The organism is Arthrobacter sp. HY1533 (assembly GCF_027568515.1).
Lineage (GTDB): Bacteria > Actinomycetota > Actinomycetes > Actinomycetales > Micrococcaceae > Specibacter.
In genome coordinates, this window is the sequence record NZ_JANKZF010000018.1 from 37,291 (window position 1) to 62,194 (window position 24,904).

A 24,904-nucleotide genomic window follows, 5' to 3' on the forward strand; every position below is an offset into this window, starting at 1 on the left:
TCGTGTGCGAGTAAGCGGCGGGGTAGCTCCTCCCGCCTGGTTCAGTCTAGTTGACTGCGCGTGCCTGTTTTGTATCCAGATCTTGGCCGGTTTGTGCCCCGTGGCGGGCGGTGCCTTGCTAGGCTGGCGCCCATGGGCTCACTCCGCAGCGCACGCACGACGCCGGCCTTCCGCCTTGCGCCGCTGTCCCGCCTTGCTCTAGCCGGCCTCGCCATGGGTGCAGTCCTGGCCCTCACCGGCTGCGATTCCCCCTACCTGCCACCTCCTGCCGCCATCCAGAAAAAAGTTGACTGCCTGGCCACAGTGCCTGGCTGGGCTGAGCTGCCTGCCAGCACCCCGCCTGCGAATTTGTCCGGCTCCGTGCCGGAAGGGTTCATTCCCGTGGATGTCATCACGTGCTCGCAGGACTACAGCGAAGCCGGCGGCGTGCCGCAGACCCTGGTGCGGCAGCAGCACCTGGAGGGCGACTACACAGCCCTGCTGGCAGCCCTCGCGAAGCCCAGCGCCCGCGGCGGCAGCGGCCCCTGCACGGCGGACATGGAGATTGTGCCGGGTTTGTGGCTAGTCAATGCCGCCGGGGAGGCAGTCAGCGCCACCTGGCCCACTGACGGTTGCGGCAAGACACGCGGACGGCCGGACACGGCCAAGGCCCTGGCGGGGCTGCGCAAGGGTCCCGTCGAGGTGTTGCTCGTGCCGGGCGCCGGACCCGCCCCGCAACCGGGGCCGGGGCCGAGGCCGACCGCTGCCCCAGTCACGTCCATGCCGCAGGGGGCCGTGCCGTGAGCCGCCACCGGGTCATGGGGCAGCTTTCCCGGGTGGTGGCTGCCGCCGTCGTACTGCTGCTGCTTGCCGGCTGCAACCCCCAAACCCAGTACCGGCCCGAACCGGCAGTCCTGCAGTCCGCCGTGGACTGTTCCGCGGCCACGGGCATGATGGCCAACCCCAGCGCCCCGGGCGCCTCCTTGAAGGGCAGGGTGCCTGACGGCTTTGTCCCCGTGGACGTGGTGCGCTGCACCTGGGCGCTTCCCGTCCTGTCCGCCCAGGCCACCACCTCCCCCGACGCCGTGGTGCGCGAGGACCATCTCTCCGGCGACTACGGCCCGCTGCTGGCTGCCCTGGCCGGGCCCAGCGACCGCGGCGGCGAAGCCGTCTGCATGGACTTGGCGGAGATCCTGCCCGAGCTGTGGCTTGTCAATGCGGCGGGGGCTGCCGTGAACGTTGCGTGGCCGGTGGACAGTTGCGGCTTCTCCAAGCCCGGCACGGCGGCCGCCCTGGAAAACCTCACGGTTGCCTCCAGCACCACTGTCCCTGCCAAGGAACCCGCAGCATGAAGACCTCATTGAAGATCCGCGCCGCCGCGAACGCGCTGAACCTGTCCACGGCCACGGGCCTGCTCCTGGCGGCCCTCACCGGCACGCGTGTTGCACGGGGCCCGGACGGCCTCTTCATTGGCAGCAGCTACACGCCCAGGCTGCCGCTGGCAGGGGCCTTCACCGTGGGCAATGTGGTGCTGTGCCGCGGCGGCCCGGGCGCCCTGGAGCAACATCCGGGGCTGTTGGCGCACGAATCCGGCCACGCCAGCCAATACGCCTGGTGCCTGGGCCTGCCGTTCCTTCCGCTCTACGGGGCCTGCGCGGCCTGGTCGCTGTGGCGCACGGGCGACCCGGGCAGCCGAAACTTCTTTGAACGCAACGCGGGCCTGGAGCGCGGCGGCTACCGTGAACTGCCCACCGTGGACCGCGGCCCGGCCGTCAGGAACTTTTTGCAGCGCCTTTCGTTTTTCAGGCAACACCGCACTGCCGCGGCAGACACACCGCCCGCCGCACCAACCACCGAAGGGAACCATCCATGAGCGAGTCCCCCGCCACCCCCGGCAGCATCACCGTCACGGGGCACGGCACCGTCCTGGCGGCACCCGACTGCTTCAACATCACGATCGGCATCGAGGCCGCCCGGCCCACCGTCCGCGAGGCCTACGCCAAGGCCGGGGCTGCGCTGAACGCGGTCACGGCCAAACTGCTCTCGCTCGGCGTGGCCCGGGAAACCATGAGCTCATCTTCCCTGGATGTCCGGGTCGACAGCCGCTGGCAGGACGGCGTTGGCACGGTGGTCACCGGGTACACGGTATCCAGCACCCTGGCCGTCACCCTGCGCTACGACCAGGGCGCGGATGAAATCATTGCGGCCGTGGTCGACGCCGGCCACGACAGTGTGCGCCTGAACGGCATGACCCCCGTGGTCTCGGACCCCTCGGCAGCGCAGGACGAGGCCCGGGCCGCAGCATGGGCAGACGCCCTCCACACGGCAGAGCTGTACGCCAGCCTGGCCGGGCGCCCGCTCGGCGCCGTGACCGACGTGGTGGAGGGACAGCTGCGCGATTCCGGGCCCCGCCCCATGATGGCCCGGGCCGCCATGGCCTTTCAGAGTGCCGACATGTCCATCGAGCCCGGCCAAAGCAATGTCACCATGACAGTGCAGGCAAGCTGGCAGCTGGGGTAGGCGGAGCTGTCGGTGATCGAGCCCTGCCGGTGATCGAGCTTGTCGAGATCCAGTCCCGACAAGCTCAGCCACAGCTGTCCCGCTAGGGCACCTTGATTTCGCGCTTGAGGATCTTGCCCGTGGGCCCCTTGGGCAGGGCGTCCATGATGACCACCCTGCGCGGGTACTTGTAGGCGGCCACCCTGGCCTTGACGAATTCCTGGATGTTGGCCGCGAGCGCCGCAAGATCATCCGCCCCGGCGGCACCGTCCTTGAGCGCCACGGCCGCACAGACCTCCTCGCCGTGGAAGTCGTCGGGCATGCCCACCACCGCGGCCTCGGCCACCGCAGGGTGCTCGTACAGCACCTCTTCAATTTCCCGAGGGTAGATGTTGTAGCCGCCGCGCAGGATCATGTCCTTCTTGCGGTCGACGATGAAGAACACGCCGTCCCCGTCCTGGCGTCCAAGGTCGCCCGTGTGGAACCAGCCGTCCACGATGGCCGCAGCAGTTGCCTCGGGGTTGTTCCAGTAGCCCTTCATGACATAGGGCCCGGCCACGGCAATCTCGCCAACGGCACCAGGCTCGACGTCGGCCCCGGCGTCGTCGAGCACGCGCAGCCGGGCGCCGGCAACCACGGTGCCGATGGAGCCGGCCTTGCGGATGCCGTCCACCTGGTTGAAGGACACCACGGGGGATGTTTCGGACAGCCCGTAGCCCTCCAGCAGCGTTGCCTCGAAGGTGGACTCGAATTCGTGCAGGATCTCCACGGGCAGGGCCGAGCCTCCTGAAGCGGCAAGGCGCAGGCTGCCGACGTCGTACTGCTCCCGCCCCGGGGCCCGCAGCAGGGCGATGTACATGCTGGGCACGCCCTCAAAAATGGTGACCTTGTCGCGCGCGATGATCTCCAGGGCCTTGACGGGGTCGAACCGCGGCAGGAGGGTCACGGTGGCCCCGGCCATGACGGCCGAATTGAGCGCACATGTCTGTCCGAAGATGTGGAAGAAGGGCAGTCCGCCGAAGATCACGTCCCCGGCCGCGAGGTTGAACAGGCCCACGGAGACCTCGGCGTTGCTGCGCAGGTTTTCGTGCGTGAGCTCCGCCCCCTTGGGCTTGCCCGTGGTGCCGGAGGTGTAGAGGATGACGGCGGTGTCGTCCTTCTCGGCCGGTGCCACCCCGGCCACCGGGTCAAGGGGTGCCAGCAGTTCCATGAAGGCGGCGTCGATGGGGATGACGTCCGTGCCGGCAGCCGCTGCACCGGCCGCAACCTCACCCATGACACCCTCCCAGGCGAACGCCAGCACAGCCCCGGAATCCTGCAGGTGGTACTCCACCTCGCGTGACTTCAGCAGCGGATTCAGGGGAACCACAATGGCACCGTGGCGCAGGATTCCGTAGTAGATGGGCGGCATCTGGGGCAGGTTGGGCGAGATGAGGGCCACCCGGTCCCCCGCTTTGATGCCGCGTTGGGCCAGGAGGGCCGCCACCTTGGCACTGAGGACCTCCAGCGCGCCGAAGGATATTTCAATGCCATCAAGCTTGATCGCAACCCCGCCGGGATTCCGTGCAGCAGATGCCGGGACAATTGTGGCCAGGTTGGTCATGAATGCTCCTTGAATACAGATGCCTGTGCTGTTGCGCCCGGCCGCTCCGGCTGGCTTCGCACACGGGGCGCCGTTGCCCCATGGCACCACAATAGCGCCACCGGACGTGACGCGCGGCACATTCCTACTCACGGGTAGCAAGAGGCCCTCTTCCGAAGGCATTGCCACGCGTTAGAATATATGTTCTAATCTAGGAATGCGGTGGACAAATCAGCAGCTCAACCAGCCACTCTTGACCGAACAGGCCCCGGCCACCGCGCCGTTGCTGCCCCTGGCAGGCCTGGTGAAAAGCGTCCAGACGCCGGAGTTTGCCGGCATCACCTTCCACGAGGTCTTGTCCAAGTCGGCCCTGAACAAGGTGCCGCCAAGCTCCACCATGCCCTTTGAATGGACAGTGAATCCTTACCGCGGATGCTCGCATGCCTGCGTCTACTGCTTTGCCCGCAAGAGCCACACCTACCTGGATTTTGACCCGGGGGTGGATTTCGACTCGCAGGTGGTGGTCAAGGTCAATGTGGCCCAGGTGCTGCGCAAAGAACTGTTCAAGCCCTCCTGGGGACGCCACCATGTTGCCCTGGGCACCAACACCGACCCGTACCAGCGCGCCGAAGGCCGCTACGGGCTCATGCCGGGAATCATCTCCGCCCTGGCCGATTCCGGCACACCGTTTTCCATCCTCACCAAGGGGACCCTGCTGGCCCGCGACATCCCGCTGCTGCGCCGTGCGGCCGCCGACGTCAGCATCGGCATGGGCATCTCCCTGGCACTGCTTGACGAGGATCTGGCCCAGAGGCTCGAGCCGGGGACCCCCTCACCCAAGGCACGCCTGGCGCTCATCTCCAAGCTGCGGGATGCCGGGCTGCCGTGCGGCGTCATGGCCATGCCCATCCTGCCCTGGCTCACCGACTCCGACGAGGCCCTTGACCAGCTGTTTGCTGCGCTGGCCCGCGCCGGAGCCACAGGCGTCAGCGCCGGCGCCCTCTACCTGCGGCCGGGCACGCGCGAATGGTTCATGCAGTGGCTGGCCCGTGAGCACCCGGCACTCGTTGGCCGCTACCGCCGCCTCTACGGCACCGGGGCCTATGCACCCAAGGAGTACCGCCAGTGGCTCGCCGCAAAGGTCAATGAGGCCAGGGCCCGCAACGGCTTCAGCGCCCAGGGGTTCGTCCACGATCCCCGGCAGGACGAGGCCAGGTACCCGTCAGGCAGCATGCCCGAAGCGTCCAACTTCCGCATTGGACACGAAAAGGCGGGAACCCCCGAAGGGATTCCCGCCTCTGCAGCCTTCTCGCCGACCTTGTTCTAGGCCGGCTGCGGGCTACTTGATGAATTCGATGGTGAAGGGGAACTTGTACGGCTGGCCGGCGCGGAACTTCTTGGGTGCGTCGATTGCGGCCATGATGTGGATGACGAACAAGGCGATTGAAGCCAGCCCAAGGACAATCGCGAGGATGATGCCCAGGACGGGGATCACCAGGATGAAGCTGGTGGCAATGCCCACAATGGCCCGCAGGATCGAGAAGTTCAGGTTGGCCTTGTGGTATTCGTCAACCAGGCTGCCCTTGCCCTTGTCCACCAGGAAGAAAATCAGGGCCGGGATCCAGGAGAAGAAGACGGACAGCCAGTAGTTCAACGTGACGTTGTTGGCGGGGTCCACGGCGCCTGCCTGGTACGGCTGCTGCTGGACCGGCGGCTGGCCGTAGGCAGGCTGCTGCTGGACGGGCTGCTGGTAGCTCGGCATTGTGGACTGCTCATAGCTGGGGGCCGCCGGCTGCTCATAGGACGGTGCGGCCGAAGCGGCCGCTGCGGGGGCGTCGTAGCCGGGGGGCGTCGGTTCGACGGGCGGCGTGGGGTTGCTGTTCTCGCTCATGTTTTCACTCCTCTAAGTGATGGACATTCGTGATTGACATTGCTGGACGGCCTGGAGCAGGTCCATGGCCGGCGCCGCCTGCGGCCCTGGCGTGCAGGGCCGTGAAGGCCGCAGGGGGCGGGAAATGCTGCGCCCGCCGCCTGCGGCATGGTCCGGGAGACGTTCCCGGCTGCTATCCGCTCTTGCGGCGGAATTCGCGCTTGTGCCCTGCCGCGCCGTGCGAGGCGTTGATCTTGGGGCCACCGGCGGCGGATACGCTGCCGTGCTGCTGGTTCTTCTTGTTTTCCAGGGCCTGTCGGAATTTTTCCTTGGTTTCCTCGGAAGCAGCCGTGGGGGGATGTTCGTCGTGGTTTTCACTCGTCATTGCACAACCTCCTAGTGGTGTTCAGCACCAGTCTGGCACAGGCCGGAGATTTATCAACACCCCGAACGGCTAATTGTGCCCAGTATTCACGCGGGCGCCACCGCGGCAAGCAGGGCGTGCACAATGGGAAGGTCCGCCGGAATCCAGCCCAGCTCCCGGATCTCCCTACCGGCAAGGTCAAGCCACCGCAATTCATCGTGGTCCTCGAGGGCCTCGGGTGTGCCTTCCGTCACCTCAACCAGCCACACACGCATGGCGGCGCCAGCGTTCAAGGGCCAGCCGCCCGGCGTCGGACCCGGCAACTCGGCACCCAGCGCCACCTGGACGTCCAGTTCCTCCGCGAGTTCCCGGTGCAGGGCCTCCACGGCGCCTTCACCGGGTTCCACCTTGCCGCCCGGAAACTCCCACATGCCGGCGAACTCCGGCGGTGCCGTCCGGCGCGCCGCCAGCAGCCGGCGGGGCTCAGCCAGGGAATCAAGCAGTGCAGCACCAACAATTTGTTTCATCTCATTCACCTGCCCAGTGTAGGGGGAACTAGACTACAAAGGGCATCAATATGCCCTTCCCGGCCCGGCCACGTGGCTCCGGCACCGCCCGCCCAGCACTGTGCGGCCGCGGAGAAACCCCACCCCTGCGAAAGTTGTTCATGACCCTGCCTCAGACCAAGAGCAGTTCCAAGCCCACCACGCCCTCACCCAACGTGGTGGCGTGGGCCATCCTGTCCCTGGCCATCGGCGGATTCGGCATCGGCACCACCGAATTTGCCATGATGGGCCTGCTGCCCAATGTGGCCGAGGGTGTGGGGGTCAGCGTCCCCACTGCCGGGCACGTCATCTCCGCCTATGCGCTCGGTGTTGTGGTGGGTGCGCCGCTGCTGGTGGCCATCGGTGCCAAGATGCCGCGCAAGACACTGGCCTTGGGGCTCATGGCCCTGTTCACCGTGGGCAACCTGCTCTCCGTGCTGGCCCAGGACTACACCACACTGTTGGTGACCCGTTTCATCGCAGGCTTGCCGCACGGGGCATTCTTTGGTGTGGCCGCCGTGCTGGCGGCCTCCATGGTGGCACCCACCAAGCGCGGCCGGGCCATCTCCATGGTCATGATGGGCCTGTCAGTGGCCAATGTGCTGGGCGTGCCGCTGGCGACCTTTGTGGGCCAGCAGTTCGGCTGGCGCTGGCTGTTCGTCCTGGTCGGTGGCATCGGCATCGTCACCATGGTTTGCATGTTCGTGTTTGTCCCTGCCCAAAAGGCCCACCCCGATGCGAGCCTGCGACGCGAGCTCGGCACACTCAAGCGCGGCCAGGTGTGGCTGACGCTGCTCGTGGGCGTCGTGGGCTTTGGCGGCTTCTTCGCCGTGTACACCTACGTTGCCAACACCATGACGGACGTGGCTGGCTTCGACGCCGGGTTCCTGCCCGTCATCGTGGGGCTGTACGGACTGGGCATGGTCGCGGGAAACTACGTGGGCGGGCGGATGGCGGACTGGTCAGTCATGGGCAGCATCTACCTCATGATGGGCTTCATCGCCGCCGTGCTGGTCATCTACGCCGCCACGGTCCACATCCAGTGGATGGCGCTGCTCATGATCTTCGTCATTGGCGCCTCAGGCGCCATGCTGGTGCCGTCGCTGCAGACGCGCCTGCTGGACGTCTCCCCCGGCGCCCCCACCCTGGCGTCGTCACTGAACCACTCGGCCCTGAACATGGCCAATGCGCTCGGTGCGTTTGTGGGCGGTCTCGTCATTACGTGGGGCTGGGGCTTCACCGCCCCGGCGCTCGTGGGTGCCGTCCTGGCCGTGCTGGGCCTGGCCATTGCCCTGTTCAGCGGCTTCCTGGACAAGGGTAGCCGGACAGGCCGCGCCGCCGTCGACGGCTGACAGCAACGGGCCGGCCGGCCCAAGCCAAAGGCCCGCAAACACCGTGTGGAGCCCGCCAAGTGCGCGGTCCAGATGGTGGTTGCGGGCCTTGTTGATTGGCCGGTGGGCTATTCGCCGCGGCGCTGGGCCCTGGCGCTGGCGTAGAGGCAGACGGTCGCGGCAGTGCCGAGGTTCAGTGATTCGGCGGAGCCGTAGACGGGGACGGCCACGCGGTGGTCGGCCAGCGCCTTCTCCTCCCCCGCCAGGCCCTGCGCCTCATTGCCGAACAGCCAAATGGTGGGGTCGGCCAGGTCGTACTGGGAATCCGGGATCTCCTGGTCAAAGGACCGCGCTGCGCTTTCGTCCTGCAGCAGGTCCAGGTTCAGGTGGCCGTAGCCGTCCGCGGCAAGGACGCCAACACCGGCAGCCTTGGCTGCCGCGACCACTTCAGCCGGGTCGGCGCCGAGCACCACGGGCAGGTGGAACAGGGAACCTGCGGTGGAGCGCACAGCCTTGGGGTTGTAGATGTCCACGCTCGAATGGGAGAAGATGACGGCGTCTGCTCCCGCGGCGTCGGCTGCGCGGAGCACTGTGCCTGCGTTGCCCGGGTCCTGCACACGGCACAGCATGGCGATGAGCTTGGGCTTGGCGGCGAGCACTTGTTCCAGCGGCACGTCCACAAAGTTGCACACGGCCACCACGCCCTGCGGGGAAACGGTGTCGGTCATCGCGGCGAGCACCAGCTCGCTGGCAATGCGCAGCTGCAGCCGCGAGCCCGGCGCGGAGGCCGATTCCAGCAGCTCGGGGAATTTCTTGAGGCATTCCACAGTGGCGTACATTGACTCGACCACGGGGGTTCCGCCGGCTGACAGGCAGTCGTGGTGGGCCCGGAGTGCCTCGCGCACGGCCTGCGGGCCCTCGGCCAGGAACTGGCGGCGCTTTAAACGCCCCGAGCGCCCGGTCAGCTTGGCAACATCCCTCACTCGATCTGCTCGAGGATTGGTCATTGCTTCTGCTGGCGGGCGCCCGGGTTCAATCATGTCTAGGACTTTATCAGCCGCTGCACACGATCAAGGAACCGAGAGGTTCCAGTGGAGACTACTTTGCTGCCGGAGCCGAGGTGTTGGCGGGCAGTGCAGCCTTGGCGATCTTGACCAGTGCTGCGAAGGCACCGGCGTCGTTGACGGCCAGGTCTGCCAGCATGCGGCGGTCAACCTCGATCTCAGCAGCCTTCAGGCCCTGGATCAAGCGGTTGTAGGTCAGGCCGTTGGCGCGGGATGCAGCGTTGATGCGCTGGATCCAGAGGCGACGGAAGTCACCCTTGCGCTTGCGGCGGTCGCCGTAGCTGTACACAAACGAGTGCAGCAGCTGCTCTTTGGCCTTGCGGTACAGGCGTGAACGCTGTCCGCGGTAACCCTTTGCGCGCTCAAGAACAACCCGACGCTTCTTGTGGGCGTTTACAGCCCTCTTCACACGTGCCACGTGCGTACTCCTTCAAGTTTTAAAGATCCCAAGCCAATCATGCCAGGGAAGGCTTTGATGAAATGGTGATGGTCCCGAACTGGAAACGTCACCGATTGACTTGCGAAATTAGATGCCGAGCATCTTCTTGATGTTGCGAACGTCTGCCTTGGCGACCAGGAGGTCACCCTTCAGGCGGCGCTTGAGGCTGGAGGGCTTGTGCTCCAGGTAGTGGCGGCGGTTAGCCTGCTGGCGACGAAGCTTGCCGGAACCGGTCAGCTTGAATCGCTTCTTTGCACCACTGTGTGTCTTCATTTTAGGCATGAGGACCTGTCTCCTTACGTATCCACCGGCGCTGCCTGTGGTTCTCTTGCAGCGACTGGTTGGGTCACTGTGTGGGTGTATTCACCGCTGAAAGGGATGAACTCTATTCAGCTGAGCTGGGGGTTTCGGCTGCCGGCTCGCCCTTTGCGGGGGCGGCCTTGGCGGCCGGCTTTGCTGCAGCCTTGGGGGCGGGCTTCGCGGCCGGCTTGGCGGCTGCGGGCTTTGCCATGGGCTTGGGCATGGGGATGGGCTTCGCAGCCACGGGCTTGGGAGCTGCGACGGGCTTCGCGGCCACGGCGGGCTTTGCAGCCACCTTGGCCGGCGCTGCCTTTGCGGGGGCAACCTTGGCCGGTGCCGCCTTGGCCGGGGCCTTGGCGGGAACGACGGCGGGAGCCGGCTTTTCGGCCGGAGCTTCCTTGGCCGGGGCTGCTTCGGCGGCGGGCGCCGGGGCAACTGCCGGAGCCAGTGCGGTTTCCGTGGCGGGCGCCTCGGGGGCGGCCTCTGCGGCGGGAACCTCAAGGTCCATGCCCAACTGCAGGCCCTGGGGCAGCAGGTCGGCAAGCGACTGCGTCATGGGGGCCTTGTTGTCGCGGTCCACGTCAACGCGGGCGGTGCCATTGGCAACTGCCTCGTTGTGGGCCTTTGCGTCGGCGCGCTGCTGGTTGCGGCGGGCCTCCGCCTTGGCCTCGGCCTTGTTCTTGAGCGGACCAATCACCATGACCATGTTGCGGCCGTCAATGCGGGGGCTCGACTCGATGATGCCGACCTCGGCCACATCCTCGGCGAACTTCTGCAAAAGGCGGATGCCCATTTCGGGGCGCTGCTGCTCACGGCCGCGGAACTGGATCATGGCCTTGACCTTGTCACCGGCACCGAGGAAGCGCAGTGCATGTCCGCGCTTGGTCTCGTAGTCGTGCTTGTCGATCTTGAGGCGGAAACGGATTTCCTTCAAGACGGTGTTGGTCTGGTTCTTGCGGGCCTCACGTGCCTTGACAGCGGCTTCGTACTTGTACTTGCCGAAGTCCATCAGTTTGCACACCGGCGGCTTGGCCGTCGGTGCTACCTCAACCAGATCCAAGTCGGACTCTGCTGCCAAACGGAGGGCGTCTTCAATGCGGACGATACCTACCTGTTCGCCTGCAGGCCCAACCAACCGCACCTCGGGGACGCGGATTCGATCATTGATGCGTGGCTCGCTAATGTGTGGCTCCTGTTGCCTAAAAGTGGTGAGCACCACCGGCAACGAAGAAGGCCTCCTATTGCCGGTGCAATGGAGGCCTCAAATTGGACGGCGCGGCAATACCTTGAAAGGAACTGCAGCTTGCTTCCTGGCGGAAGGCGCCGACCTGAACCAGACAACGCCAAGGAATGGGTCGAAAGGTGGGAGAGGACTCCACTTGCAAACCCGCTGCTGTCCCCTGGAATCCTGCCCTGTGACATTCGTCGTGGGGACAGGATCAAATAACAGCATCGAGTCGGTCTGTGACAAGCTTAGCAGTATGAACACCCCAGAGAACAATTCAGACTCCCGCAACACGTTCAGCGCTTACCAGGAAGAGGCATTCGGCGACGAAACCGCCGCTTCGGCGGTGCGCGACATTGCCGAGGTTCCCGCCATTGAGGTCATTACGACGGCGGCCGTCCACCTCATGAGCGCAGCGGCCGTCAAGTGCGGCCTGGCCGCCGGGCCGGACGCAGAGGAACTGAAGGACCTGGACGAGGCACGCAAGCTCATCACCGCCCTGGCCGGTTTTGTCACGGCCGCAGCTCCTGAAATCGGCAGCCAGCACGCCGGACCGTTGCGCGACGGCCTGCGCTCCCTGCAGCTCGCCTTCCGCGAAGCTTCCACCATCCCGGACGCGCCGGGCAAGGGCCCGGGCGAGAAGTTCACCGGAGCCGTCAACTAGTCCCCACGCCCTCCCACGCATAGTCCTGAATGTGAATCGAACCGGCAGTAGATGTCAACATTCCTCGCGAATGTTGACATCTGCTGCCGGTTCGATTTGTTTGGGGCGCACTTAGGCCGGGTCGGGCTCGCCGAGGAGCTCATCCTGCTCGTCGCCGGCCGCAACCATGCGGTTGCCGCGGCGGCGCCAGGCTGCCATGGCGAGCAGGCCGATGATGGCCAGGACACCGCAGATGGCGCCAATGATGGCAAAGCCGGACCAGGGGCCAATCCGGTCAATCATGAAACCGGCAAAGGGCGATCCCATTGCGCTGCCCATGGTCATTGAGGTGCCGTACCAGCCCATGGCCTCGCCCCGGCGCTTCTCGGCCACCAGGTCCGCAATGTGTTCGGCGCTGGAGGTCAGCACGGGGGCGCACAGCAGCCCGGGCAGGATCGACAGCAGGCCCAGCGTCAGGGCGTTCGTGGCGAAGCCCATGGGAATGACCAGGATGGCCATGGCCATCAGAAGCCACAGTGGGTTGATGGAGCGCTTGAGCGCGCCGTAGATGACCCCGCCCACAATGGATGCGCCGCACCAGAACAGGAACACGATGCCCAACTCGCTGGTCATGTCGTTGTGGCGCATGAGGGCAACCATGCCGACATTGACGCCGCTGAGCACCAGGCCGGCCCCGAGGGATGTGCCCAGGATGGCCAGGACGGCCACGTTGACCCAGCGCACGTTGTGCCTGGTCTTTCCCCACCAGCGCGCGGCCATGTTCTTGCCGGCAAAATCAGGGGCCGGCGCTTCCTCCACGACATGGTGTGGTTGGGCATCCTCTGCGCCGAGGGCCACGTGGGATCCCTTCTGGCCTGTCCGCGTGGGCGGGTTGAAGACCATCAGGAACACGCCCGCCAGGGAGGCGCTGACGCCAATGATGATCAGGCCCACCACTGTGTTGTTGGCGGCCAGCATGACGCCGGCTGCCGGCCCGATCATGAAGGTGATTTCCCCGCCCATTGAGTCAAGGGCGTAGGCCGTGCGGCGCTGCTCTGGCGGCACCATGACGCCCAGGGCCTGGCGGACCACGGAGAAGATCGGCACGGCAAAGAGTCCGCCAATGAGTGCCGCCACGATCAGCAGCTGGAAGTTCAGGAATGGTGCCACACTCCAGACCGTCATCTCGGCAACGATGGAAGGCACCAGGGCCCGTCGCAGTCCGTAGATGTCCACCATCCGGCCCCGCCAGGGTGCGCCAAACGCCATGCCGATCGTGATGGCCGCCGCCACCATGCCGGCCGAAGCAAAGTCCAACTTCATGGACTCCACCACGTGCAGCGTCAGCAGGACGCCGGCGGCTGCATGGGGAATGCGGGCAAACATGGCAACTATGAGCAGCCTGCGCACGGGCGCAACCGCGAGGATCTCGCGGTAGGCGGCAAAATTCACGTTGGAAACCACTCTCTCTTGTGAAACACCACAAGGGAGCCGCGCGGCGTTGTGGTGGGGTTACGTCTGGGGGTGCGGGTGCCTGAGCTTGACCTGGACGGAGTCAACGCCCTGGGCGAAGACTTCCTGGGCTGCCCAGATTTCCTGCAGCCCCGCGAGCACGCCATTGACAGCGGACTGGTCGAGCCCGGGCAAAAGGGTGATGGTGACACACAGTTCCGGTCCGGTTCCGCCTCCCCGCACCAACCGTCCCGACGGTTCAGTGTGGGTGTCCCAGAGGGAGTCTATGCCCTGTCCGGCGTCCGCGGAAATGCCGACCACGGAGGGGTTGCCAAGCGCGGCAACGGAGGATTCAAGCACCTGTTGCACGGCGGGATCGGCGTAGCTGGGAACCCAGTCATGCTGCTGGGCCAGGGCCCACATGGCGGGTCGGCGGACCACGAAGGGACGCTGCGATCCCGGGTCCAGAACCAGCAGCTGCGCCTCCTCTGCAACGGCCGAAAGTGCCGCACGTGCGGCGTAGACGGCCACCGGCCGCGCCTCGGGGTGCCACCGGGTGAGCGCCTCGGCGTGGGAGAAGGCAGGAAGGGCCCTGCGACCGTCGGGGCCCTGGAGCGTCACGAGTGCCATGTCCGACTCCTTGTCGGAGACAAGGCCGTTCTCGCCAATCTCCTGCTCCGCCAGCTGCGCGACAATCGGGATGAAGACGCGGGCGTGGGCCAGCGCGGCCACCACCTGCGCCTCGGTTCCGTCCCCCGAGGCGAGTGCCGCAAGTGCCCCGGCATAGGAGGAGTCCATGGCGCCGTCGTCCGCGTCAAAGTTGTGGTACTTCTCCTCGGACGGCAACTCGCGGCCCGCCCACGGCTGCCCGGCGGAGTCGGTGTTGCCGCCTGCCCCGGCCAGGGCGGCGGCGATGTGTCCGGGCAGCTGCTTCTTGGGCATCTCGGTCATGGGCTAGCGGCGGCCTGCAACATCCAGTGCCTGCGGCAGGGTGAACTGGCCCGAGTACAGGGCCTTGCCGATGATGGCGCCTTCAACGCCCTCGCCGACGAGTCCGCGCAGCACGCGCAGGTCCTCGAGGCTGGAGATGCCGCCCGAGGCAACCACGGGCTTGTCGGTGCGGGTGCACATTTCGCGCAGCAGCTCCACATTGGGGCCGCGCAGCGTGCCGTCCTTGGTGACGTCGGTGACCACGTAGCGGGTGCAGCCGGCGTCCTCCAGGCGGGCCAGGACCTCCCAGATGTCGCCGCCTTCCTTGGTCCAGCCGCGGCCGGCCAGGGTGGTGCCGCGCACGTCAAGGCCGACGGCGATCTTGTCACCAAAGCGCTCGATCGCGCGGGCGGTCCATTCGGGGTTTTCCAGTGCCGCGGTGCCCAGGTTGACGCGGCCCACGCCGAGTTCCAGGGCGGCTTCCAGGGAAGCGTCGTCGCGCAGGCCGCCGGACAGCTCAACCTTGACCGTGAGGGACTGGACCATGTCACGCAGCAGCTCCACGTTGGAGCCGCGGCCGAAGGCGGCGTCGAGGTCGACCAGGTGGACCCATTCGGCGCCGTCGTTCTGCCAGTTCATGGCTGCTTCCAGGGGCGATCCGTAGCTGGTTTCCGAGCCGGCCTCGCCCTGGACAAGGCGCACTGCCTGTCCGTAGGCCACGTCGACGGCGGGCAGCAATTCCAGGATGGGAGTGGTCATGGGGTCCTCAACGTTGGTGGTTTGGTGTGGCAGCGGCGCGGGTGGCGCTGCCGGTGTGGTCCGGCGCCCGGGCGGGCGCTACTGGGTGAACAGGTAGGCCGCCACGAGGGACATGACGGCGAGCAGCACAAAGCTGATGGGGATCCAGCGGGCAGTCTTCTGCTGGTAGAACGTGTAGGCGCCGCCGATCAGCAGTCCGGCCAGGCCCATCAAAAGCAGCGACCACATCAGTGCGCCGCCTGGGTGCTTGCGGACTTGGAGAGTGACAGGACCCAGTTGCGCAGCAGGCGTGCGCCTGCATCGCCTGACTTTTCCGGGTGGAACTGGGTGGCGCACAGCGGGCCGTTTTCCACGGCGGCGATGAACGGGGCACCGTGTTCGGACCAGGTCACCATGGGCGGGCGCATCTTGGGCTGCAGGACCTCAAAGTCCCACTTCTGCACGCCGTAGGAGTGCACAAAGTAGAAGCGCTCCGCCTCCACGCCCTCAAAGAGCATGGAGCCCTCGGGTGCCGTGACGGTGTTCCAGCCCATGTGCGGAACCACCTCGGCCGGCAGGAGCTCCACCGTGCCGGGCCACTCCCCCATGCCTTCGGACTGCAGGCCGTGCTCCACGCCGGCCTCGAACAGGACCTGCATGCCGACGCAGATGCCCAGCACTGGCCGGCCGCCGGCAACGCGGCGCCCGATCATGCGCAGTGCGTCGACTGCCTTGAGCTCGGCCATGACGGAGCCGAAGGCGCCCACGCCGGGAACCACGAGCCCGTCAGCGGTCAGGACGTCCTCGGGCTTGGCGCTGAGGGTGACCTCGGCGCCTGCGCGCTCCAGGGCGCGCACGGCCGAGCGCACATTGCCGGAACCGTAGTCCAGGACGGTGACTGTGGGCTTGGCGGTTGTTTCGGTGGCTGCGGAGCTCACAAAAGGCCCTTCGTGGAAGGAATGCCGGAGACGCGGGGATCCGGCTCGACGGCGGAGCGCAGGGCGCGGGCAAAGGCCTTGAACTGGGCCTCAACGATGTGGTGCGGGTCCCGGCCGGCAATGACGGTCATGTGCAGGCAGATCTGTGCGTGCAGCGTGATGGCCTCGAAGACGTGGCGGGTCAGGGAGCCGGTGAAGTGCCCCCCTATCAGGTGGTATTCCTGGCCGGCAGGCTCGCCGCCATGCACCAGGTAGGGACGGCCTGAGACGTCCACCACGGCATTGGCAAGGGCCTCATCCAGCGGCACGGTGGCTTCGCCGAAGCGGCGGATGCCGGCCTTGTTGCCCAGCGCTGTCTTGAGGCATTCGCCCAGCGAGATGGCGACGTCCTCCACTGTGTGGTGGGCGTCAATGTGGGTGTCGCCGGTGGCCTTGATGTTCATGTCGATCAGGGAGTGCTTGGACAGGGCCGTGAGCATGTGGTCGTAGAACGGCACGGAGGTGTCGATGGTTGACACGCCGGTGCCGTCGAGGTTGATCTCCACCATGACGCTGGATTCGCTCGTGGCCCGCTCCAAACGGGCTGTTCGTCCCTGGCCGGGAGTGCTCTCAGTCATTGCCGCTGTCCTTCGAATTGTGTGTCCGCCCGGACCACTGCAGGGCAGGGGCGGGCACGCGAACGGTCCATTGTGATTACCACCAGTTTAGGAGGCTGGGCATGGATATGCCCAAACCGTCCCGGGGCCGGAGGTGTGGCCCCTGAGTTGCCCCTGACGACGACGCCGCCCCCTGGGGCGTCAGGCGGAGAGGATGGCGCGCAGGCCCGTGAGGAACGCACTGGTTTCGGCTTCCGTGCCCGCCGTGACGCGCAGGTGTCCGGGGATGCCGACGTCGCGGATGAGCACACCTTTGCTAAGCAGCGATTCCCAGACGGCGTGGGGGTTCTCCAGCCCACCGAAGAACACAAAGTTGGAGTCGGAGGGGGCAGGCGTGAGTCCGAGCCCGGTGAGCTCGTTGACGATCCGGTCGCGCTGCACCTTGATTTGCTCCACATTGGCCAGCAGGGAGACCGAGTTGCGCAGCGCGGCAACGGCCGTGGCCTGGGTGATGGCGGAGAGGTGGTACGGGAGCCGGACCAGGCGCAGGGCGTCGGTGACCTCGGGGGCGGCGGCCAGGTAGCCGAGCCGCGCGCCGGCCAGAGCGAAGGCCTTGCTCATGGTGCGTGAGACCACCAGCCGCGGCCTGCCCTCAAGGAGGCTCAGGGCGCTGGGGGTTCCGGTGTGGGCAAACTCGGCGTAGGCCTCGTCCACGATGATGATGGCCTGTGATGCTTCGCCGGCCTCGTAGACTGCCTCCACAACATCCAGGCCCAGGGCGGTGCCCGTGGGGTTGTTGGGTGAGCAGAGGAACACGATGTTGGGCGCCTGCTCGCGGACCTGGGCTGCTGCCGATTCGGCCGAAAGGCTGTAGTCGTCGGCGCGTACTCCGGCGACGTAGCCGCTTCCGGTGCCGCTGGCGAGCAGGGGGTACATGGAGTATGTGGGAGGGAAGCCCATGACCCGGCGGCCCGGGCCGCCGAATGCCTGCAGGACTTGCTGCAGGACCTCGTTGGAGCCGTTGGCGGCCCACAGGTTCTCTTCGGTCAGGCCGTGGCCCAGGTACGCCGCCAGTTCCTGGCGCAACACGGTGAATTCGCGGTCCGGGTAGCGGTTGAGGCCATCCAGTTCGGCGGCAACGGCGGCCAGGATGGCGTCGCGGGCATCCGCCGGGACGCCGAAGGTGTTTTCGTTGACGTTCAGGAGCACCGGGACGTCCAGCTGGGGGGCGCCGTAGGGGTGCAGGCCGCGCAGGTCGTCACGGAGCGGCAATTGGGCTAAACGTTCAAACTGGTCCATGGCACCAGCTTAAATGCTGCCCGGGGCAAAGTCCGAAACCGTTACAGCATTCGGACACCCCCGCCTGCGCCGCTACTTGCGGAGGGGGATGTACAGGCGCTGGCCGGCCTGCAGCACGCCGCTGCCGAGGTCGTTCAGTGCCACGATGTCGCGCACCACGTCGCGGACGTCGCGGGTGGGGTCGGCCGCCCCTGCGATGCTGAACAGGCTGTCGCCCTGCAGCACGGTCACGGCTGCTGCATAGTCGTCCATGTCGATGGGTGCGTACGACGCCGAGGCCTGGGCCGGTGAGGCCACCGAGCCGAGCACAATGGCCAGTGCGGCGAACAGCATGACGGCCGCAACCGCCAGGGCCGGCAGGCCAAGGAGAATAAAACGGCCGCGCCGGGTGAGCTGCATCCGGCCGGTTCCTGCGGTGGCCGGGCGGGCCGCTGCCCCCTGCGCCACTGCGGCCGGGCTGCGGAAAACGCCGCCGGCGGGCCGCACATCAAAGTGTCCTGCGTTCATGGCTGCTGCATTCATGACTTCTGGTCCTTTCGCCGTGGATAACGATCCAGGCCAACTGCACCGCTCGGATCATAGTTCCATGCTTCACATCTTCGATAGAACGTATGTTCTATCTTTCTACTAGAACAGTTTTAGCACCTATGCACGACACTTGCCAAGACTAAATAGAACAAATGTTTGAAATCGGTGCCTGTGTGGCTTAAACTTGAGAAACAAGGATTGGCCCCACAAGCAGTCCACCAGCAGGCACTGACATTGTTCAGGGCAGCCACGAAAGGAACCCGGAACCATGGCGCTTCCAGAACCACCGCACCGCATTCCCCAGGCGCCCAGCCGCGCCGGCATGAAGGGCCTGACCGTGCGGCAGAAGAAGATCCTCGAGTGCATCCAGCGCTCCATCGCCGACAAGGGCTACCCGCCCTCGATGCGAGAAATTGGGGACTCGGTGGGACTGGCCAGCCTGTCCAGTGTCACGCACCAGCTGACCCAGCTGGAACGCCACGGATACCTGCGGCGGGACCCCAAGCGGCCCCGCGCCATGGAGGTCCTGATTCCGCTGGTCCTGGACAACGGCAAGGTGGAGATTGAGGGCGTGTCCGCCCCTGCCCAGCTGCGCAGCTCCAACGGGCTGAACTTTGCCGAGCTCAGCAGCTCCTCCGACACCGCATTTGTGCCGCTCGTGGGGCGAATTGCCGCGGGCGGCCCCATCCTGGCCGACCAGTCGGTGGATGACATCATGCCGCTGCCGCGCCAGATTGTGGGCAGCGGCGAGCTGTTCATGCTCAAGGTCCATGGTGATTCCATGATCGATGCGGCCATCTGCGACGGCGACTGGGTGGTGGTCCGCCAGCAGGCCACGGCCAACAACGGCGACATCGTCGCGGCACTGCTCGAGGACGAGGCCACTGTCAAGACGTTCCGCCAGCGCGACGGCCACACATGGCTGCTGCCGCAAAACACGCGCTACGAGCCCATCCTGGGCGACCACGCCACCATCATGGGCAAGGTCGTCTCGGTGCTGCGCAGCCTGTAGCGGCACACGGATACACAAAAAGGGGCAGGGCCCGGCATTGATGCCGGGCCCTGCCCCTTTTTGTGTGTGCCTACTTGCCCGAAAGCCTGCTGAGCGCGGACAGTGCCACGGCCCTGTCCTTGGTGGACCAGAACGGCGGGAGCGCCGCACGCAGGAATCCGCCGTAGCTGGCGTTGGCGAGGCGGGAGTCCAGGACGGCCACCACTCCCCTGTCGCTGCTGGAGCGGATCAGCCGGCCCACGCCCTGGGCCAGGCGCACGGCGGCGTGTGTTGCCGAGATGGCAATGAAGCCGTCCCCGCCACTTTGGGCCACGGCCCGGGCCCGGGCCGTGACCAGTGGATCGTCCGGGCGGGGGAAGGGGATCCTGTCGATGACCACTAGCCGGCAGGAGGCGCCCTGGACGTCTACACCCTGCCACAGGGACATGGTGCCGAACAGGCAGGTGTCCGGTTCGTCGGCGAACTCCTTGATGAGCCCGGACATGGACGAGTCGCCCTGGCACAGGATCTTGACCTTGAGGGTCTTGCGCAGCTTGGCTGCCGCATCCTCCGCGGCCCGGCGGGATGAGAACAGTGCCAGTGTTCCGCCACCCGCGGCGGTGATGAGGGCGGCCAGTTCATCCAGCTGCTCGGGCGAGGTGCCGAAGCCCGGCTTTTGCAGGTGCGCAGCCACGTACAGCATGCCCTGCTTGGGGTAGTCGAAGGGGGATCCGACGTCGGCCCCCGTCCACTTGGGTGCGCTGGGGCCCAGCAGGCCGAGCCCGCCGGCGGTGGCCTGGAACGACTCGCCGATGGCCAGGGTGGCCGAGGTGAGCACCACTGTGCGGTCAGCAAAGAGCCCCTCGCGCAGTTTCATGGCCACGCTCAGCGGGGCGATGTTGATGACGGCGGGCTCGCTGTCGTCGGCCTTCTGGTAGCCCTTGCCGGGGGCAAAGGTGCCGGGGCGGGAGGCCCACACAACCTCGCCCTCATCGTTGGCACCCAGCAGCCGTTCGCACAGGTCGAAGACCAGGTTCAGGCGTGAGCGGGCGATCGAGCGGCCGCCGTCCACGGCCGCGTTGCCGTCGGGCTTGGAATCGGACAGGGCCGCGCGTGCGGCGTCGCGCACCTGTTCAACGGCCTGGGACTGGGTGTCGTTGAGCCCGTTGGGCATGAGCCCTTCCGGGGTTCCGGCCAGGGCCAGGTCAAGGGCTGCGGCGCCACCCTGGAGGGCGTCAACCGGAACACCTGTGTGCTTGCGGGTGCTGGAGGCTGCGGCCTGGACCATTTGCACCGACAGCTGTCCTGAGACGGCACCGGTCACCCGGTCCTGCAGTTCATGGGCCTCGTCAACCACCACAACGTCATAGTCGGGGAGCACGGCAATGCCCTCGAAGGCGCTGATGGCCAGCATGGCGTGGTTGGTCACCACGATGTCGGCCTCGGCGCCTCGTGCGCGGGCCAGCTCGGAGAAGCATTCGGTGGCCAGGGGGCACTTTTGGGCACCCAGGCACTCCATGGAGGTGACCGAGACCTGCCGCCAGGCACGGTCCGTCACGCCGGGGACCAGTTCGTCGCGGTCCCCCGTTTCCGTGTCCTGTGCCCAGTCGCGGAGCCGAACGACTTCCTTGCCCAGCTGGGAGGTGGGGCCGGTGCCCGCCCCGGGCAGGTGGGCGACGCTCGTGTCCTCACCCAGAGAGAAGAGCGCTCCCTCCCCCGTGTCTTCCGTGGGGAAGCCGCCGCCGAGCTTTTGCTTGCAGACGTAGTTGCTGCGGCCCTTGACCAGGGCCACCTCAATGTGCCTCGGCAACACCGGTTCCAGGGCAGCCAAGAGGCGCGGCACGTCCCGGCCCACAATCTGCGCCTGCAGGGCCAGCGTTGCCGTGGCCACGACGGCGGGCTTGTCGCTCGTGAGCGCGTTGACTATCAGCGGAATCAGGTAGGCCAGTGACTTGCCCGTGCCGGTGCCGGCCTGGACCAGCAGGTGGTCGCCGGTTTCGATGGCCTCAACCACGCGCCGGACCATTTCATGCTGCCCGTCGCGGCGCTGGCCACCCATGGCCTCCACGGCACGGTCCAGCAGTTCCAGTGCCTGGGTGGTAAGTTCACGCTCAGTCATGCTGGATGAACGGCTCCACTTCGGCTGCGAGGTCTTCCCGGACCCGGACCTCGGCCAGCGTGCCGTGCTCACCATGTTCCAGGCTGATGATTTCAGCGTCGTTGCCGTGCAGCTTGTTCAGCAAGTCGCCGCGGTCGTAGGGAACCAGCAGCTTCAGCGTGACGCTGGGGTGCGGGATGCCTTCACGGATGGCCTCGAGCAGTTCCTCGATGCCCAGCCCGGTGCGGGCGGAGACCACCACAGTGCGCGGCTCGCGCTGGCGCAGCCGCTCGACGACGAAGGGGTCGGCGATGTCGGCCTTGTTCAGGATGATGATTTCCGGGATCTGCAGGGCCCCGACCTCACCAAACACGGTCCGGACGGCGGCAATCTGCCCCTCGGGGTCGGGGTGGGAGGCGTCCACAATGTGCAGGATCAAATCGGCATCCGCCACCTCCTCCAGCGTTGAGCGGAAGGCCTCGACGAGCTGGGTGGGCAGGAAACGCACAAAGCCCACGGTGTCCACGAGCGTGTAGCCCAGGCCGTCGGAGGTCTCGGTCTTGCGCACGGTGGGATCCAGCGTGGCGAACAGTGCGTTCTCCACCAGCACGCCGGCGTCGGTCAGGCGGTTCAGCAGCGAGGACTTGCCGGCGTTCGTGTATCCGGCAATGGCCACCGAGGGCACGCTGTTGCGCTTGCGGTTGGCCCGCTTGGTTTCGCGGGCAGGGCGCATGGCGGCAATCTCGCGGCGCAGCTTGGCCATGCGGGTGCGGATCTTGCGCCGGTCCAGTTCCATCTTCGTTTCACCGGGACCACGCGAGCCGATGCCGCCGCCGGCAGCACCGACGCGGCCGCCGGCCTGGCGGGACATGGACTCGCCCCAGCCGCGCAGTCGCGGCAGGAGGTATTCCATCTGGGCCAGTTCCACCTGTGCCCGGCCCTCACGGGACTGGGCGTGCTGGGCAAAGATGTCCAGGATCAGGGCCGTGCGGTCAATGACCTTGACCTTGACGACTTCCTCCAGGGTGCGGCGCTGCGAAGGGGCAAGGTCGCCGTCGATGATGACGGTGTCGGCGCCGGTGGCGTGGACAATGTCCTTGAGTTCCTGGGCCTTGCCCTGGCCCAGGTAGGTGGCGGGGTCCGGCTTGGCACGGCGCTGGACCAGGCCGTCAAGGACCTCGGAGCCGGCGGTCTCGGCCAGCGCAGCCAGTTCGCGCAGGGAGTTTTCGGCATCCGCCATGGTGCCCTGGGACCACAGGCCGGCCAGGACAACGCGCTCCAGGCGCAGCTGGCGGTACTCAACCTCGGTGACGTCCTCGAGTTCCGTGGAAAGGCTGGCCTGGCCCTGGCGCCGCAGGGCGTTTCGGTCGGCAAGATCTGACTGGTCACCGTCGAAGCGGCTGTGCTGGAAGTCCAGCGCGGACACGGCCTGCGCGGTTCCGGCCAGCGGCCGTCCGGACGGCGTGCCGCCGTGCGGGTCCTGTGCCTCGATGTCGCTGTCGGTGCGGGCGGCCCGGCCGGCTGCCGCATCCTTGGCCAGGATGCGGTCGATCACGGCCTCAATTTCGGCGGCGGACAGCTCCTGGCCCGGCTCTTCCGTGCCGTGGTCCGATGTTCCGTGGCTGCCGTGCGCAGGCAGCGTGTTGTCGTCGGAACTGTTGTGTGCAGGTGCGTTGGACATGTTCTCCTTATAGGCGCTTGCTTCAATCGTAGTCCGGCCCGCCCACACGCACACCTTTGGCGCCCCTTTCCTGTGGATAATTCACTTTCGGCGGCTCCGGCGCAGGGCCGGGCGGCACAGGCCGGCACACTTCCGGCCCCGGTCTTGGGCATGCCGAGTTACACATCGGGGCAATTGCGCACTAATCTGGCATGACTATGGGTGCAGATCATTACTTCAGTTCACAACCGTCCACGCCGATGAAGCGCCGCCCGCTCAGCGTGGTTCTGGCCGGCGAGGAGCGAAGCCTCCAGACGGCCGGGGGCATCTTCAGCCCCGACGGCGTTGACAAGGGCACCACCATCCTGCTCAACGAGGCTCCCCTGCCCGCCGCGGAGGGAAATTTGCTCGACATTGGCTGCGGCTGGGGCCCGATCGCCCTGAGCCTTGCCCTGCACTCCCCCGCGGCCACCGTCTACGCCGTGGACGTCAATGAGCGTTCCATCGAGCTCACGCGCGAGAACGCCGCGGCGCTCGGCCTGGGCAATGTGCATGCCTCAACGCCGGAGGACGTCGACCCTGACGTGCGCTTCGACACCATCTGGTCCAACCCGCCCATCCGGGTGGGCAAGGAAGAACTGCACTCGATCCTGCTCATGTGGCTGCCCCGCCTGGCCCACAACGGCAGCGCCTACCTTGTGGTGCAAAAGAACCTGGGTTCGGACTCGCTGCAGCGTTGGATTGCGGCCGAGCTGGGCGAACGGTTCCCCGAGGCCGGCTTCACGGTTGTCCGCCACTCGACGAACAAGGCGTTCCGGATCCTGCACGTCACCCGCACCAAGCCCTAGGCCAGCACGCCCTCGGCGACAATCACGGCCGGCCCGCTGAGCTCAACATGCTCGCGGCCACCGGCTCCGGGGAAGAAGCGTACGCCAACTACCCCGCCGGGAACGGCCACGGCCCAGTCGTTGGGTGCCCCGGCACCGGCCCAGAAGCGGGTTGCGGCGGCCGCCGCGCAGGCGCCCGTGCCGCACGACAGGGTCTCCCCCACGCCGCGTTCGTGGACGCGCATGCTGATGTGCCCGACGTCGTCCACCACGAGCGGCTCGGCGGGCACGGCGAATTCCACATTGGTGCCGTGCGGCGGCAGCGGGGTGACGGCCGGGGCGGTGGTGAGGTTCGTGCCGGCAAGTTCCTCAAGGTTGGCCAGCGCCACCACTGTGTGCGGGTTGCCCATGGTGATGGACACTGCCGGCCGCGCCACCTCAAGCCCTGCCGCCTCGACGAGGGAGTCGCTGCCGCTTTCCGTGGCTTCCTGCGGGTGGATGAACGCCCAGGGGCCCATGTCGACGCGGTAGCCGTCCGCTGTGCGGGCAACCACCTTGACGCCGCCGCGGGTGCCGATGGCGAGCTCCTGGCCGGCGTCAAGGGAAACAAGTCCCTGGGTGACCAGGAAGTGCACGAACACCCGCACGCCGTTGCCGCACATTTCCGAGAGGGAGCCGTCGGAGTTGTAGTAGTCCATGAACCATTCCGCGCCAGGGTTCTCCTCAAGCACGGCCGTGCCCTCGGGCAGGTGGCGGGAGGGTACGGCGCGGATCAGGCCGTCGCCGCCAATGCCGCGGCGGCGGTCGCACAGGCCGGCAACCTGCTCCGGCGACAGCCCGCGGACACCTTCCGGATCCGCCAGCAGGACAAAGTCGTTGCCGGTGCCATGGCCTTTGGAAAAGCGCATGCCTGTCAGGGAAGGTGTGCCATAAGTCATGCATCAATGCTAAGGCACGCCACGCACGACGCCGGCACCGGGCTGCCCCGTCCGGCCCGCCTGCGCGG

General features: G+C 66.8%; 28 protein-coding genes. 9 read left to right on the top strand and 19 right to left on the bottom strand.

Features of this window, described 5'->3' with window-relative positions:
- Positions 1–132: 132 nt before the first annotated feature.
- From PCK14_RS13975 to PCK14_RS13990, 4 genes are read left to right on the top strand one after another with little or no spacing between them, the layout of a single operon-like run.
- Positions 133–783 (top strand): hypothetical protein, encoded by a 651-nt coding sequence (locus PCK14_RS13975; RefSeq protein ID WP_269939115.1) that lies wholly within the window; start codon positions 133–135, stop codon positions 781–783.
- Entirely contained in the window at positions 780–1,331 is a 552-nt protein-coding gene (locus PCK14_RS13980; protein WP_269939116.1) for a hypothetical protein, read from the top strand. Before PCK14_RS13975 ends, PCK14_RS13980 begins: the two co-directional genes overlap by 4 nt.
- Positions 1,328–1,852, top strand: a complete 525-nt coding sequence (locus PCK14_RS13985; protein ID WP_269939117.1) for a hypothetical protein — start codon at positions 1,328–1,330, stop codon at positions 1,850–1,852. Before PCK14_RS13980 ends, PCK14_RS13985 begins: the two co-directional genes overlap by 4 nt.
- On the top strand, positions 1,849–2,499 hold the full coding sequence (locus tag PCK14_RS13990) for an SIMPL domain-containing protein (protein ID WP_269939118.1): 651 nt from the start codon (positions 1,849–1,851) through the stop codon (positions 2,497–2,499). The genes PCK14_RS13985 and PCK14_RS13990 overlap by 4 nt, the downstream gene beginning before the upstream one ends.
- A gap of 82 nt (positions 2,500–2,581) precedes the next feature.
- On the opposite strand, the gene PCK14_RS13995 is transcribed toward PCK14_RS13990, so the two are convergent.
- Positions 2,582–4,081: a long-chain-fatty-acid--CoA ligase gene (locus PCK14_RS13995; protein ID WP_269939119.1), complete on the bottom strand. Its 1,500-nt coding sequence runs from the start codon at positions 4,079–4,081 to the stop codon at positions 2,582–2,584.
- Positions 4,082–4,277: 196 nt separating this feature from the next.
- Between PCK14_RS13995 and PCK14_RS14000 the strand changes: the two genes are divergently transcribed.
- Complete coding sequence (locus tag PCK14_RS14000; RefSeq protein WP_269939120.1) at positions 4,278–5,387, top strand: Rv2578c family radical SAM protein; 1,110 nt, start codon at positions 4,278–4,280, stop codon at positions 5,385–5,387.
- A 12-nt stretch (positions 5,388–5,399) separates the two neighbouring features.
- On the opposite strand, the gene PCK14_RS14005 is transcribed toward PCK14_RS14000, so the two are convergent.
- The 3 genes from PCK14_RS14005 to PCK14_RS14015 all read right to left on the bottom strand — a co-directional run bounded on the left by PCK14_RS14005 (position 5,400) and on the right by PCK14_RS14015 (position 6,821).
- Positions 5,400–5,951 carry a DUF4870 domain-containing protein gene (locus PCK14_RS14005; RefSeq protein ID WP_269939121.1) on the bottom strand — a complete coding sequence of 184 codons (552 nt, stop codon included), beginning with the start codon at positions 5,949–5,951 and terminating at the stop codon, positions 5,400–5,402.
- Between the two features lie 172 nt (positions 5,952–6,123).
- Positions 6,124–6,315 (bottom strand): DUF5302 domain-containing protein, encoded by a 192-nt coding sequence (locus tag PCK14_RS14010; protein ID WP_269939122.1) that lies wholly within the window; start codon positions 6,313–6,315, stop codon positions 6,124–6,126.
- 86 nt (positions 6,316–6,401) lie between these two features.
- Positions 6,402–6,821 carry a (deoxy)nucleoside triphosphate pyrophosphohydrolase gene (locus PCK14_RS14015; RefSeq protein WP_269939179.1) on the bottom strand — a complete coding sequence of 140 codons (420 nt, stop codon included), beginning with the start codon at positions 6,819–6,821 and terminating at the stop codon, positions 6,402–6,404.
- 140 nt (positions 6,822–6,961) lie between these two features.
- Here PCK14_RS14015 and PCK14_RS14020 point away from each other — a divergent pair, with 140 nt between their 5' ends.
- Positions 6,962–8,191, top strand: coding sequence for an MFS transporter (locus tag PCK14_RS14020; protein ID WP_269939123.1), 1,230 nt, complete (start codon positions 6,962–6,964; stop codon positions 8,189–8,191).
- Between the two features lie 107 nt (positions 8,192–8,298).
- On the opposite strand, the gene PCK14_RS14025 is transcribed toward PCK14_RS14020, so the two are convergent.
- From PCK14_RS14025 to infC, 4 genes are all read right to left on the bottom strand, one after another.
- Positions 8,299–9,210 carry a TrmH family RNA methyltransferase gene (locus tag PCK14_RS14025; protein WP_269939124.1) on the bottom strand — a complete coding sequence of 304 codons (912 nt, stop codon included), beginning with the start codon at positions 9,208–9,210 and terminating at the stop codon, positions 8,299–8,301.
- 58 nt (positions 9,211–9,268) lie between these two features.
- Positions 9,269–9,652, bottom strand: a complete 384-nt coding sequence (gene rplT / locus PCK14_RS14030) for a 50S ribosomal protein L20 (RefSeq protein WP_269939125.1) — start codon at positions 9,650–9,652, stop codon at positions 9,269–9,271.
- A gap of 108 nt (positions 9,653–9,760) precedes the next feature.
- Entirely contained in the window at positions 9,761–9,955 is a 195-nt protein-coding gene (rpmI, locus tag PCK14_RS14035) for a 50S ribosomal protein L35 (protein ID WP_038467906.1), read from the bottom strand.
- 103 nt (positions 9,956–10,058) lie between these two features.
- Positions 10,059–11,192, bottom strand: a complete 1,134-nt coding sequence (gene infC, locus PCK14_RS14040; protein ID WP_333474361.1) for a translation initiation factor IF-3 — start codon at positions 11,190–11,192, stop codon at positions 10,059–10,061.
- A gap of 262 nt (positions 11,193–11,454) precedes the next feature.
- Here infC and PCK14_RS14045 point away from each other — a divergent pair, with 262 nt between their 5' ends.
- Complete coding sequence (locus PCK14_RS14045; RefSeq protein ID WP_269939127.1) at positions 11,455–11,862, top strand: DUF1844 domain-containing protein; 408 nt, start codon at positions 11,455–11,457, stop codon at positions 11,860–11,862.
- Positions 11,863–11,973: 111 nt separating this feature from the next.
- Here the strand turns inward: PCK14_RS14045 and PCK14_RS14050 are convergent, their stop codons facing one another.
- From PCK14_RS14050 to PCK14_RS14085, 8 genes are all read right to left on the bottom strand, one after another.
- Positions 11,974–13,293: an MFS transporter gene (locus tag PCK14_RS14050; RefSeq protein ID WP_269939128.1), complete on the bottom strand. Its 1,320-nt coding sequence runs from the start codon at positions 13,291–13,293 to the stop codon at positions 11,974–11,976.
- Between the two features lie 60 nt (positions 13,294–13,353).
- Positions 13,354–14,244, bottom strand: a complete 891-nt coding sequence (locus PCK14_RS14055) for an SseB family protein (RefSeq protein WP_269939129.1) — start codon at positions 14,242–14,244, stop codon at positions 13,354–13,356.
- Positions 14,245–14,247: 3 nt separating this feature from the next.
- Entirely contained in the window at positions 14,248–14,982 is a 735-nt protein-coding gene (gene priA, locus PCK14_RS14060) for a bifunctional 1-(5-phosphoribosyl)-5-((5-phosphoribosylamino)methylideneamino)imidazole-4-carboxamide isomerase/phosphoribosylanthranilate isomerase PriA (protein WP_269939130.1), read from the bottom strand.
- 78 nt (positions 14,983–15,060) lie between these two features.
- Positions 15,061–15,210, bottom strand: a complete 150-nt coding sequence (locus tag PCK14_RS14065) for a hypothetical protein (protein WP_269939131.1) — start codon at positions 15,208–15,210, stop codon at positions 15,061–15,063.
- Positions 15,210–15,899 carry an imidazole glycerol phosphate synthase subunit HisH gene (hisH, locus tag PCK14_RS14070; RefSeq protein WP_269939132.1) on the bottom strand — a complete coding sequence of 230 codons (690 nt, stop codon included), beginning with the start codon at positions 15,897–15,899 and terminating at the stop codon, positions 15,210–15,212. The genes PCK14_RS14065 and hisH overlap by 1 nt, the downstream gene beginning before the upstream one ends.
- The gene (gene hisB / locus PCK14_RS14075) at positions 15,896–16,516 is read right to left on the bottom strand and encodes an imidazoleglycerol-phosphate dehydratase HisB (RefSeq protein WP_269939133.1); all 621 of its coding nucleotides are present in this window, start codon (positions 16,514–16,516) and stop codon (positions 15,896–15,898) included. The genes hisH and hisB overlap by 4 nt, the downstream gene beginning before the upstream one ends.
- A 180-nt stretch (positions 16,517–16,696) precedes the next feature.
- Complete coding sequence (locus tag PCK14_RS14080) at positions 16,697–17,794, bottom strand: histidinol-phosphate transaminase (protein ID WP_269939134.1); 1,098 nt, start codon at positions 17,792–17,794, stop codon at positions 16,697–16,699.
- A gap of 72 nt (positions 17,795–17,866) precedes the next feature.
- The gene (locus tag PCK14_RS14085) at positions 17,867–18,316 is read right to left on the bottom strand and encodes a LysM peptidoglycan-binding domain-containing protein (RefSeq protein WP_269939135.1); all 450 of its coding nucleotides are present in this window, start codon (positions 18,314–18,316) and stop codon (positions 17,867–17,869) included.
- Between the two features lie 274 nt (positions 18,317–18,590).
- Here PCK14_RS14085 and lexA point away from each other — a divergent pair, with 274 nt between their 5' ends.
- Positions 18,591–19,334: a transcriptional repressor LexA gene (gene lexA, locus PCK14_RS14090; RefSeq protein ID WP_442864729.1), complete on the top strand. Its 744-nt coding sequence runs from the start codon at positions 18,591–18,593 to the stop codon at positions 19,332–19,334.
- Positions 19,335–19,404: 70 nt separating this feature from the next.
- On the opposite strand, the gene PCK14_RS14095 is transcribed toward lexA, so the two are convergent.
- Positions 19,405–21,432 (bottom strand): ATP-dependent DNA helicase, encoded by a 2,028-nt coding sequence (locus PCK14_RS14095; RefSeq protein WP_269939136.1) that lies wholly within the window; start codon positions 21,430–21,432, stop codon positions 19,405–19,407.
- A complete protein-coding gene (hflX, locus tag PCK14_RS14100; protein WP_269939137.1) occupies positions 21,425–23,092 on the bottom strand; it encodes a GTPase HflX in 1,668 nt (555 codons plus the stop codon). Before hflX ends, PCK14_RS14095 begins: the two co-directional genes overlap by 8 nt.
- A 197-nt stretch (positions 23,093–23,289) precedes the next feature.
- Between hflX and PCK14_RS14105 the strand changes: the two genes are divergently transcribed.
- Complete coding sequence (locus PCK14_RS14105) at positions 23,290–23,919, top strand: class I SAM-dependent methyltransferase (RefSeq protein WP_269939181.1); 630 nt, start codon at positions 23,290–23,292, stop codon at positions 23,917–23,919.
- Here the strand turns inward: PCK14_RS14105 and dapF are convergent.
- Complete coding sequence (dapF, locus tag PCK14_RS14110; RefSeq protein WP_269939138.1) at positions 23,916–24,836, bottom strand: diaminopimelate epimerase; 921 nt, start codon at positions 24,834–24,836, stop codon at positions 23,916–23,918. The two genes, PCK14_RS14105 and dapF, sit on opposite strands and share 4 nt — an antisense overlap.
- Positions 24,837–24,904 lie beyond the last annotated feature (68 nt).

Excerpts from the sequence above, each read along its gene's own strand:
- PCK14_RS13975 (WP_269939115.1), top strand. The coding sequence starts at position 133 with ATGGGCTCACTCCGCAGCGCACGCACGACGCCGGCCTTCCGCCTTGCG.
- PCK14_RS13985 (WP_269939117.1), top strand. The coding sequence starts at position 1,328 with ATGAAGACCTCATTGAAGATCCGCGCCGCCGCGAACGCGCTGAACCTG.
- PCK14_RS13990 (WP_269939118.1), top strand. The coding sequence starts at position 1,849 with ATGAGCGAGTCCCCCGCCACCCCCGGCAGCATCACCGTCACGGGGCAC.
- PCK14_RS13995 (WP_269939119.1), bottom strand. The coding sequence starts at position 4,081 with ATGACCAACCTGGCCACAATTGTCCCGGCATCTGCTGCACGGAATCCC.
- PCK14_RS14000 (WP_269939120.1), top strand. The coding sequence starts at position 4,278 with ATGCGGTGGACAAATCAGCAGCTCAACCAGCCACTCTTGACCGAACAG.
- PCK14_RS14005 (WP_269939121.1), bottom strand. The coding sequence starts at position 5,951 with ATGAGCGAGAACAGCAACCCCACGCCGCCCGTCGAACCGACGCCCCCC.
- PCK14_RS14010 (WP_269939122.1), bottom strand. The coding sequence starts at position 6,315 with ATGACGAGTGAAAACCACGACGAACATCCCCCCACGGCTGCTTCCGAG.
- PCK14_RS14015 (WP_269939179.1), bottom strand. The coding sequence starts at position 6,821 with ATGAAACAAATTGTTGGTGCTGCACTGCTTGATTCCCTGGCTGAGCCC.
- PCK14_RS14020 (WP_269939123.1), top strand. The coding sequence starts at position 6,962 with ATGACCCTGCCTCAGACCAAGAGCAGTTCCAAGCCCACCACGCCCTCA.
- PCK14_RS14025 (WP_269939124.1), bottom strand. The coding sequence starts at position 9,210 with ATGATTGAACCCGGGCGCCCGCCAGCAGAAGCAATGACCAATCCTCGA.
- rpmI (WP_038467906.1), bottom strand. The coding sequence starts at position 9,955 with ATGCCTAAAATGAAGACACACAGTGGTGCAAAGAAGCGATTCAAGCTG.
- PCK14_RS14045 (WP_269939127.1), top strand. The coding sequence starts at position 11,455 with ATGAACACCCCAGAGAACAATTCAGACTCCCGCAACACGTTCAGCGCT.
- PCK14_RS14055 (WP_269939129.1), bottom strand. The coding sequence starts at position 14,244 with ATGACCGAGATGCCCAAGAAGCAGCTGCCCGGACACATCGCCGCCGCC.
- priA (WP_269939130.1), bottom strand. The coding sequence starts at position 14,982 with ATGACCACTCCCATCCTGGAATTGCTGCCCGCCGTCGACGTGGCCTAC.
- PCK14_RS14065 (WP_269939131.1), bottom strand. The coding sequence starts at position 15,210 with ATGTGGTCGCTGCTTTTGATGGGCCTGGCCGGACTGCTGATCGGCGGC.
- hisB (WP_269939133.1), bottom strand. The coding sequence starts at position 16,516 with ATGACTGAGAGCACTCCCGGCCAGGGACGAACAGCCCGTTTGGAGCGG.
- PCK14_RS14080 (WP_269939134.1), bottom strand. The coding sequence starts at position 17,794 with ATGGACCAGTTTGAACGTTTAGCCCAATTGCCGCTCCGTGACGACCTG.
- PCK14_RS14085 (WP_269939135.1), bottom strand. The coding sequence starts at position 18,316 with ATGAATGCAGCAGCCATGAACGCAGGACACTTTGATGTGCGGCCCGCC.
- lexA (WP_442864729.1), top strand. The coding sequence starts at position 18,591 with ATGGCGCTTCCAGAACCACCGCACCGCATTCCCCAGGCGCCCAGCCGC.
- PCK14_RS14095 (WP_269939136.1), bottom strand. The coding sequence starts at position 21,432 with ATGACTGAGCGTGAACTTACCACCCAGGCACTGGAACTGCTGGACCGT.
- hflX (WP_269939137.1), bottom strand. The coding sequence starts at position 23,092 with ATGTCCAACGCACCTGCACACAACAGTTCCGACGACAACACGCTGCCT.
- PCK14_RS14105 (WP_269939181.1), top strand. The coding sequence starts at position 23,290 with ATGGGTGCAGATCATTACTTCAGTTCACAACCGTCCACGCCGATGAAG.
- dapF (WP_269939138.1), bottom strand. The coding sequence starts at position 24,836 with ATGACTTATGGCACACCTTCCCTGACAGGCATGCGCTTTTCCAAAGGC.